Annotated in this window: 10 protein-coding genes; 7 read left to right on the forward strand and 3 right to left on the reverse strand. The window is 60.6% G+C overall.

Translation table 11 applies throughout. The features are described from left to right. From GS12_RS21050 to GS12_RS21070, 5 genes are all read left to right on the forward strand, one after another. On the forward strand, nt 1-640 hold a 640-nt coding region (locus tag GS12_RS21050; RefSeq protein WP_034950519.1), incomplete at its 5' end, for an ABC transporter permease. A 2-nt stretch (nt 641-642) separates the two neighbouring features. Next, complete coding sequence (locus GS12_RS21055) at nt 643-1,521, forward strand: ABC transporter permease (protein ID WP_034950521.1); 879 nt, start codon at nt 643-645, stop codon at nt 1,519-1,521. Beyond that, complete coding sequence (locus GS12_RS21060; protein ID WP_407637873.1) at nt 1,518-2,537, forward strand: ABC transporter ATP-binding protein; 1,020 nt, start codon at nt 1,518-1,520, stop codon at nt 2,535-2,537. The genes GS12_RS21055 and GS12_RS21060 overlap by 4 nt, the downstream gene beginning before the upstream one ends. After that, nucleotides 2,534-3,475: an ABC transporter ATP-binding protein gene (locus GS12_RS21065; protein ID WP_034950525.1), complete on the forward strand. Its 942-nt coding sequence runs from the start codon at nt 2,534-2,536 to the stop codon at nt 3,473-3,475. The genes GS12_RS21060 and GS12_RS21065 overlap by 4 nt, the downstream gene beginning before the upstream one ends. Before the next feature lie 15 nt (nt 3,476-3,490). Further along, a complete protein-coding gene (locus GS12_RS21070; protein WP_034914608.1) occupies nt 3,491-5,014 on the forward strand; it encodes a class I adenylate-forming enzyme family protein in 1,524 nt (507 codons plus the stop codon). Between the two features lie 2 nt (nt 5,015-5,016). On the opposite strand, the gene GS12_RS21075 is transcribed toward GS12_RS21070, so the two are convergent. From GS12_RS21075 to GS12_RS21085, 3 genes are read right to left on the reverse strand one after another with little or no spacing between them, the layout of a single operon-like run. Continuing rightward, nucleotides 5,017-5,859, reverse strand: a complete 843-nt coding sequence (locus GS12_RS21075) for a VOC family protein (RefSeq protein WP_034950527.1) — start codon at nt 5,857-5,859, stop codon at nt 5,017-5,019. Beyond that, on the reverse strand, nt 5,859-7,037 hold the full coding sequence (locus GS12_RS21080; protein ID WP_034950529.1) for an amidohydrolase: 1,179 nt from the start codon (nt 7,035-7,037) through the stop codon (nt 5,859-5,861). Before GS12_RS21080 ends, GS12_RS21075 begins: the two co-directional genes overlap by 1 nt. Before the next feature lie 30 nt (nt 7,038-7,067). Next, nucleotides 7,068-8,000, reverse strand: coding sequence for a sulfonate ABC transporter substrate-binding protein (locus GS12_RS21085; protein WP_268747367.1), 933 nt, complete (start codon nt 7,998-8,000; stop codon nt 7,068-7,070). 179 nt (nt 8,001-8,179) lie between these two features. Between GS12_RS21085 and ssuD the strand changes: the two genes are divergently transcribed. Both ssuD and GS12_RS21095 read left to right on the forward strand, forming a co-directional pair. Then, nucleotides 8,180-9,340 carry an FMNH2-dependent alkanesulfonate monooxygenase gene (gene ssuD, locus GS12_RS21090; protein WP_034950535.1) on the forward strand — a complete coding sequence of 387 codons (1,161 nt, stop codon included), beginning with the start codon at nt 8,180-8,182 and terminating at the stop codon, nt 9,338-9,340. A gap of 17 nt (nt 9,341-9,357) precedes the next feature. Next, nucleotides 9,358-9,690 (forward strand): acyl-CoA dehydrogenase family protein (locus GS12_RS21095; RefSeq protein ID WP_034950538.1); only part of this gene is annotated, 333 nt, incomplete at its 3' end.

Genomic DNA, 9,690 nt, shown 5'->3' on the forward strand with positions numbered 1-9,690 from the left:
GCTGGCGGTCATTATCGGTATGAGTGCCGGCGTGCTTTCCGCTCTGAGGGTGAACAGCATCTGGGACACCCTCATCTCGCTGCTGGCGGTGCTGTGCTTTGCCGCGCCTGGCTTTTGGCTGGGGATCATGATGATTATCTTTTTTTCGGTGAAGCTCGGCTGGTTTCCGGTCGGCGGCATGGAAACCATCGGCGTCAGCCTCTCTCCGTGGGCGAAGGCCGTAGACTTACTGCATCACCTGGTGCTGCCCGCGGTGGCGCTGGGGCTGTTTTATGCCGCCACCTATGCGCGTGTGATGCGCGCCGCCATGCTGGAAGTCAGCGAAATGGATTACGTGCGAACGGCGCGCGCAAAGGGGCTGAGCCGCAGCCGGGTGATCGTTGCGCATATGCTGCGAAACGCGCTGCTGCCGGTAGTCACGCTGCTGGGATTGCAGTTGGGCACGGTGCTTGGCGGCAGCATTGTTATTGAGGCGGTATTCAGCTGGCCAGGAATCGGACAGGTGTTATTTGACAGCGTCATGAGCCGCAACTATCCGGTTGTGCTGGGCGTACTGGTGCTGAGTTCACTGCTGGTGGTGCTGATTAACATTCTGGTGGATCTGATTTACGCGCGGCTCGATCCGCGCATAAGGAGCTGACAATGTCGTTAACGCTTATCCCGACGCGGCCTGGCGCGTCAACGCCGCGTTTCGCTTTCCTCCATGCTTTTGGGCGCCACGCTGGCGCGGTTACCGGCGCCTTTATTCTGCTCATGGTGGTTATTGCCGCCCTGACGGCTGACTGGCTCTATCCGATCAATCCCCTGCGAATTGTGGCGATGCCGGAAATCTGGCCATTTGAACAGAGCCGCTACCCGCTCGGTACGGACTCGCTGGGGCGGGACATTGCGGCGATGCTGGTGCACGGTTCGCGGGCCACGCTGATGATCGGTCTGAGCGCAAGCCTGGCTGCCACGCTGATTGGCGTCACCGTCGGCGCGACGGCGGCATGGTTTGGCGGCTGGGCGGACGATCTGCTGATGCGTCTGGCCGAACTCTTTCAGGTGATCCCAAACGTGGTATTCGTGCTGACCGTGGTCTCGGTACTGGGCCCGGAAATGATCAACATTATCATTGCGGTAGGGTTGATTTCATGGCCGCCCATTGCCCGACTGACGCGGGCAGAGTTTCTTACCTTCAAAGATCGTGAGTTCGTGCTGGCCTGCCGCGCCAGCGGCATGAGCAATACGCGCACGGTGGTTGCAGAGATCCTGCCGAACGTGCTGCCGCCGGTCATCGTACTTGCCTCGCTGGTGGTGGCGGGTGCCATTCTCTATGAATCCGTCATTTCATTTCTTGGGCTCGGCGACCCCAATCTCGCCAGCTGGGGGCGGCTGGTGGGAGAAGGGCGTACGCTGATCCGCTCATCATGGTACATCTGCGCCGTACCCGGATTTGCCATCATGCTTACCGTACTGGCGTTGAATCTGCTGGGCGACGGTCTTAATGATGCCCTCAACCCGAAACTCAGGGAGCGATAATGCAACCGCTGCTCGACATGCAACATCTCACCCTGACGCTGCGCACGCGAACGCAACGCGTTGTGGCGCTGGATAATTTGTCTCTGACGCTCTGGCCAGGCGAAACGCTGGCGGTAGTCGGCGAGTCAGGCTGCGGTAAATCGTTGACCGCACTGGCCATGATGGGCCTGTTGCCGCCGCGGATTTCGCAAGTAGAGCACGGTCAGATAGGCTTTGAAGGAAGTGACATTGTCACCATAAGCGAGCGCGCACGGCAGCGGCTGCGTGGACGGCGCATGGCGATGATATTCCAGGACCCGATGAGCGCGCTCAATCCGGTAAAAACCGTCGGCAGCCAGCTGATTGAAACGCTCCGCGTGCATCTGGGGCTGGATGCGCGCACGGCGCGCGATCTGGCCGTAACGCTGCTCAGGCGCGTACATATCCCTGACGCCGAAAAGCGAATGGACGAGTATCCGCATCGTCTCTCCGGCGGAATGTCCCAGCGGGTCATGATTGCCATGGCGATTGCCTGCGAGCCGGCCCTGTTGATTGCTGATGAACCGACTACCGCGCTGGATATGACTATTCAGGCACAGATACTGGCGCTCCTGCGCGAGTTACAGCAGCAGTCCGGCATGGCGCTGATGCTGATTACGCACGATCTTGGCGTGGTAGCGGCAATGGCGCAGCGGGTGGCCGTGATGTATGCGGGGCGGAAAGTCGAAGAGGCGCCCGTCGATACGCTCTTCGCCTCGCCCGCGCACCCCTATACCCAGGGATTGCTGCGTGCCACGCCGCGAACGGGGCAGCACGGTGAAAGGCTGATGGATATCCCTGGCCGGGTGCCCGCGCTGGCGGATCTGCCTGTCGGCTGCGCCTTTTATGACCGCTGTTCACACGCCCAACCACGCTGTCTTCAGCGGTCGCCTGCGCTGACGCCGCTGGCGGAAAATCACTCGGCAGCCTGTTTTGTGGCGCAGGATCGCGCTCTTTTACGTCACCAGCCGCCACGACAGGCAGGAGTAACAGGATGACGCCCGTTCTCGAAGCAAACGATCTCACCGTCCGCTATCCCACCAAAGACGGCACGGTTTACGCCCTTTCAGGCGTCAGTTTACAGCTGTTCCCGGGCGAAACGCTGGCGGTGGTCGGTGAGTCCGGCTGTGGAAAATCCACGCTCGGCAAAGCGTTAATGCGGCTTATCGCATCCCGGGGGTCGATTAAAATTCACTCAGAAGAGGTCAGTACGCTGAGTAACGCTAAGCTCCTGCCGTTTCGACGGCGGGTACAAATGGTGTTTCAGGATCCGCAGGGTTCGCTCAACCCGCGCCAGCGCGTCGGCACCAGCATTGCCCGACCGCTTCAGGTGGCAGGCTGGCAGCGTCGCGATATCGCCCGGCGCGTGGAGGCGCTGCTGGAGCAGGTTGGGTTACCCGCGGAGTCAGCCAGCCGCTATCCCCATGAGTTTTCAGGTGGGCAGCGACAGCGGATCGGCATTGCGCGCGCCCTGGCGACGGAGCCGGACGTGGTGATCTGCGACGAACCCGTGTCGGCGCTGGATGTCTCCGTTCGCGCGCAGGTCATTAATCTGATGCGTGATATTCAGCAGCGTATGAACGTCGCCTACCTCTTTATCTCTCACGATTTGTCCGTGGTGGAGTATCTGGCCGACAGAGTCATGGTGATGTATCTCGGCCGGGTGGTAGAGAGCGGGCCAACGGCAGCGCTTTGGCAGCATCCCGCGCATCCCTATACCGCCGCGCTGCTGGCCGCGGCGCCGGTAGCCGATCCCCGTCAGCCGCAGGCGCAGGCGTTACTGGAAGGTGAAGTGCCGGGGCCGCTGTCGCTGCCGCAAGGGTGCGCCTTTCATACCCGCTGTCCCCGTGCGCAGGCGCGGTGCCGACAATTGCGCCCTGAACTTATTCCTTTTACCGCAGACCGCCAGGTGGCCTGCCATTTTCCCCTCGACTAACCAGAGAGACAGGCAATGAACACACTGAAAAACCTGGGCGATTTGATCGACAGGCATCTGCCGCTTGAACGCACCGCCATCGTCGATTTACGCGACCCGTTGCAGCCGAAAGAGTACAGCCATCGCGAAATTGATGAACTGGCCGGGGGCGTTGCCCACTTTCTTCTGGCGCAGGGATTCGATCGCGGCACTACCATCGCCATTGCCGCGCTGAATCGGGCGGAATATATTGCGGTTTACTTCGGCATTATGCGCGCCGGTATGGTGGCGGTGCCGCTGAATATCAAAGTCCCGCGCGAAACGCTGCACTACCTGGTAAAAGATGCCGGTATCCGCCTGGCTTTTGTGGATGAAGAACGATACGAGGCGCTGAACGCCGTGGTGCCGACGATAAATTTCGATCGTCGGGAAGAGTTTGCGCAGACTGTTCAGCCACAGGCGTGGGCCGGGGTACAGCCGCAGCCGGACGAACTGGCGATGATACTGTATACCTCCGGTTCAACCGGCCGTCCTAAAGGCGTACCGCTCACCCATGCCGGTCAGCGTTGGGCGCTGGAAGTCACGCAGCTCGGCGTTGAGGCGGATGGCCCGCAGCAGCGCTATCTGGTCGCGCAGCCGCTGTTTCATATGAACGGACTGTTCTTCGTCAAACGGGTGTTTGCCGCGAATGGCCTTCTTGTTGTGCTGCCGTTCTTTAATACCGAACGCTACCTGGACGCGCTGTCGACCTGGCGCATTAATGTGGTCACCGCCGTGCCCACCATGTTCGCCCGATTATTACGCGATCACCGCCTGCTGGAGGCCCATGACTTCAGCGCGCTGAAGCGCGTCATGCTGGGATCGGCCCCGATGACGCACGGGCTGCTGACGCGGATCAAAACCGCTTTTCCCGGCGTTGTTATCACCCACGGATACGGAACGACCGAGGCCGGGCCGGCGGTTTTCGGGCCACATCCGGCGGGCATTCCTACGCCGCCTTTGTCATTAGGCTATCCGCTGGCGCAGGGCGAGATCGAACTGACAGGCAGCGACGCACCCGGACAGGGCGTACTGCGCATGCGCAATCCGGCGGTCACGCCGGGTTATCATCAACTGCCGCAAAAAAGCGCGGCGGTGCTTAACGACGGCTGGTATGACAGTGGCGATATCATGCGCAGAGATGAGCAGGGCTTTTACTATTTTGTTGGCCGCGCGGACGATATGTTTGTCTGCTCAGGTGAAAATATTTATCCGGCGGAGGTGGAGAAAACGCTGGAGTCGCATCCGCAGGTGCGGCATGCCTGCGTGGTGCCGCTGCCCGATGAAGAGAGAAGCCAGGTGCCCGTGGCCTTTGTCGTGCCTGAACCCGACAGCACGCTGAGCGCTGAGGCGCTGAAGCAGCATGCCCTGGCGCATGCGCCCGCGTACCAGCATCCACGGCGCATTGCCTTTGTCGCTGAACTGCCGTGGGCGGGCACCAATAAAATCGATCGTCAGGCGTTGCTGCGGCAGGCCGTTGAGCTGGAAGCGCGCAGCGGCTGGCTGCCGGTCAGCCGCTGAGGTTATGCCGCGTGAAAACGCAGCGCGAGGTTGAACGCGTTTTCCGCGCCGACCAATAGCGCATTATCGCGTTCGGTGAAAGGGATTTCGCCATCGATCAGGCGCTCTCTGGCCTGCTCCAGTGACGACGTGGTCAGGCCGAGCGCCGCCATGCGTGGCGAACCGTCGAAGCCGTCGGGCAGAGAACCGTACTGATTCAACACCGCGTCGGGCGTCAGAAAGCTTACAACAGACCGGCCAGCCCGCAGACGCAGTGACCCGTTCTCGCCATGCAGCGTTGCGGTGGGAAACAGCCGCTGGTAGACCGACGCGGCCTGCGCGGGCGCTTCTGCGGCGATAACAAAATCACGGATGTTAATCACGCCGTTAGGGTGATGCTGCCACGCGGTCTGCCAGACGGCCTCCGGCGTCAGGTGCTGACAAAAAAAGCTGCGCCCGTTCGGCACGCTTTCAGGTTTCAGTCTGACGGTACAAAAACGCGCCTCCTGCTGGTGTCCGTCGGGCAGAATGACCGGGCGAAAAAAGCGTTGCGGCGCCTCACCAGCCAGATCCTGCTGACGCAGATGTTGCCAGACGGCATCTGCGTCCTGCGTTTTCCAGACCAGCCCGTTGAGGCCCGGCGGCGATGTCCAGATGGCGCTGCGCTGTTCGCCCGCGCCGGATTCATAGCCCAGTAACTCCAGGTAGTTCTCGCCGAAAACGGCCAGGTGATTGCTTGACCCCAGCGAATGGTGGCCTCTGGCGGTAAGCTGGAAACCAAGCCGCCGGAAGCGCGTTTCCGCCTCATCCAGACGACCGGCAACATTAATCACCACGTGATCGAGTTCGGGGATCGGTTCAGGCATCAGAGGCTCTCCGCGTCATGCGTCAGGGTGGAGGTTATTGTTTGTCCCGACGACGCCAGCGTGCTCAGCGCACGTTCTGCCAGCCGACTAAAATAGTGCGCCGCCGGGGCGATGAGCGCTTCGTCAGGCGTAAAGCCCGGATGATGAAGGCCAAATTCGCTGGCGCTGCCAATGCTGACAAAAGCGCCGGGGATCTGTTGCAGATAAAACGCGAAATCTTCGCCGCCCATCTGTAAACCGGCGTCCTCCACGCGATAGCCGCTTTCCGCCGCCACCGCTTTAGTAAATTCAGCCCACTCTTCGGTGTTATTCAGGGCGGGCGGGCCAGGCTGCCAGATCAGCTCGGCGCGCGCGCCCATCGCGGCGGCGACGCCGTCAATAACCTGACGGATGCGCGTGGGGATCCCCTCGCGGATCCGGTCATTATGCGTGCGTACCGTGCCTTCCAGTTCCACGGTTTGCGGCAGGACGTTCCAGGTATTGCCGCCTTCAATACGTGTCACGCTCACCACCACCGACTCAAGGGAACTGTAGGTACGGCTCGCCAGGGTTTGCAGCGTGGCGACGATATTGCTGGCGGTGACGATGGCGTCCACGCCTTCCTGCGGTCGGGCAGCATGGGCGCCTTTTCCGGTCACGCGGATGGTGAAACGATCGACGTTGGCGTAAAACGCGCCGCCTTTGGTTCGCAGCGTGCCCAGCGGGTATTCCGGGGCATTATGCATACCAAAAACCGCCTGAACGCCCTCAAGCGCGCCGGCATCCAGCAGCTGTTTTGCCCCGTTGAAGGTCTCTTCTGCCGGCTGGAAAAGAAGGCGTACGCGGCCGGGCAGCGACGCCTCGCGCGCTTTCAGCAGCTGCGCCGCGCCGAGCATCACCGACGTATGAATATCATGACCGCAGGCGTGCATTACGCCGGCGGTCAATGATTTAAAGGGAACCGACGTGGCTTCCTCAATGGGCAGGGCATCAATATCGGCGCGCAGGGCGATCAGCCTGTCACCCTCGCCAATCTCTGCCACCACGCCGGTTTTCAATCCAAAATCAATTTCACGGATTTGCGCCTGGTGCAGCCACTGACGAATGCGCGCGGTGGTGGCGAACTCCTGGTTTGACAGTTCAGGATGCTGATGCAGTTCTCGTCGCCAGGCGATGAGCTGCTGTTCAAAGGTGGACATAGGATCTCCTGTGATAAATGTGATATGGCCTTACTTCTTGTCCAGTGACCAGGTGGCGCTACGCACGTCGATTTTTACCGGCAGCAGGCCGACACGGGTAAACGTGTCCGCCAGCGCCTGCTGCTCTTTAAATACCTGCGGCGTCATGCGTTCGGCGCCATAGGGCATCCTGCCCAGCGCACGCTGCCAGATGGGCTGCGGCAAACCGGTGGAGGTGGAGAGAATTTTTGCCGCCTCCTGCGGATTTTTGTTCGCCCAGTCGCTCAACGTGCCTAACTGATCGACCACCTGCTTCGCGGTCTGCGGCCAGCTATCGGCGAATTTGCTGCTCGCCAGATAGAAGGTGTAGTGCGGCACCAGCCCTTCCGCATTTTTCACCAGCCTGGCGTTGGCGTTGGTTTCCGCGTCGGCATAATAAGGATCCCAGATAACCCAGGCGTCCACCGCGCCACGCTGAAACGCCGCGCGCGCGTCGGCAGGGGGCAGGTAAACGGGCGTAATGTCTTTATAAGTCAGTCCGGCCTGTTCCAGCGCGCGCACCAGCAGATAGTTGACGTCTGAGCCCTTATTCAACGCCACGCGCTTGCCTTTCAAATCGGCCACGGTTTTGATCGGCGAATTCTGCGGCACGACAATCGCTTCGGTTTTCGGGTTGGCCGGCGAGTGGCCCAGATAGACCAGATCGGCTTTTGCGGCCTGGGCGAAGGCTGGCGGGGCATCGCCGGTGGCGGCCAGATCGATACTGCCAATATTCAGCCCTTCCAGCATTTGCGGGCCGGCAGGGAATTCAATCCACTTCACGGTAATCCCTTGCTTTTTGAATTCGCTGTCCAGCGTGCCGCGATATTTCAGCAAGGCAAAAATATTGGCTTTCTGAAAGCCAATATTCACCGTTTCTGGCGCGGTTTCGGCCCGCGCGATCTGACCAGACAGAACGGCGCTTATCAGACCAATCAGCACGATTTTTTTCACATATTGCTCCGGAAACAGAATGGGTTGTGCTCAACATAACAAACCGCCTGCCAGAGGCTTAACGACTAAAATTCATATGCTTAGAAAAAAATATCATGCCCTCCTGAGCAAAAGTTGCTGCAAGATGGCTTATAGCCAGTTCGATGTAATTGATATACAGGAAGGGTTTTATGAGCGACGCGCACATCAGGGTTTTTTGGTTTCTTCCTACGCACGGCGACGGGCGTTATCTGGGCACCAGTGAAGGCGGACGTGCGGTGGATCTGCCCTACTTACAGCAGGTGGCGCTGGCCGCCGACAACCTCGGTTACTATGGCGTACTGATCCCGACCGGCAAAAGCTGCGAGGACGCATGGCTGGTGGCCTCGGCGCTGGCGCCGTTGACGCGTCGGCTGCGTTATCTGGTGGCGGTGCGCCCCGGCCTGCAACCGCCGAGCCTGGCGGCACGCATGGCCGCCACGCTGGATCGCCTCTCCGGCGGACGCCTGCTTATCAACGTAGTGACCGGCGGCGATCCGGTCGAAAACAAAGGCGACGGCATTTTCCTCAGCCACGCCGAACGCTATCAGGTCACGCGTGAATTTCTCAACGTCTATTCACAATTGCTGAAAGGCGAAAAGGTGGATTTCACCGGCGAGCACATTCGGGTGGAGGGCGCGGAGGTGCTGTTTCCACCGGTGCAGAAGAACGGGCCGCCGCTCTATTTTGGCGGTTCGTCCGATGCTGCCATTGACGTTGCGGCGGAGCAAATCGATACCTATCTGACCTGGGGCGAGCCGGTTGAGCAGGTGGCAGAAAAGCTGGCGGTGGTACGCGAGCGCGCGGCGGCAAAAGGGCGGACGCTCTCTTACGGCATTCGTCTTCACGTCATCGTGCGGGAGACAGAAGAGGAAGCCTGGGCGGCGGCTGACCGTCTGATTGCGCATCTTGACGATGACACCATCGCTGCCGCGCAGAAAATTTTCTCTCGCATGGACTCCACCGGTCAGGCGCGCATGAGCGCGCTGCATAAAGGGTCGCGTGAATCGTTAAAAATCGCGCCGAATTTGTGGGCCGGCGTCGGCCTGGTACGCGGCGGAGCCGGCACCGCGCTGGTGGGCAATCCGCAACAGGTTGCCGCGCGCATCCGTGAATATCAGGCGCTGGGCATCGATAACTTTGTGCTTTCCGGCTATCCGCATCTTGAAGAAGCGCATCGCTTTGCCGAACTGGTGATGCCGTTGCTGCCGCTGGACGCGGAGAGCGACAGGCCGCAGCGCATCGTCAATACCGGCCCGTTTGGTGAAACCATCGGCGGCGACCGTCGTCCGGCCGACGCGCGCCAGCCGTGACGGAAAAAGGAGGCGGTATGCAACATCATCATGTCGAACCCTGGCAGTCACCGGACGCGGCGAAGGTTATCAACACTGAACAGGATGCTATCGACGCTGCTCATGCGGTGGCGGCGCTGGCAATGGGCGAAGCGGCGCAGCGCGACCGCCAGCGCATCTATCCGCTGGAGGCGCTGGCGTTGTTCAGCCGCTCCGGCCTTGGCAGTATCTCCGTTCCTGCCGCGTTGGGCGGCGGCGGCTTGTCTTATCGCACGGTGGCGGAGGTATTCCGCATCATTTCTGCCGCCGATCCCTCACTGGGACAGATCCCGCAAAATCACTTCGGCATTATCCAGTTCATTCTTGACCAG

It is taken from the genome of Erwinia oleae (genome assembly GCF_000770305.1).
Classification (GTDB): Bacteria; Pseudomonadota; Gammaproteobacteria; order Enterobacterales; family Enterobacteriaceae; genus Erwinia; species Erwinia oleae.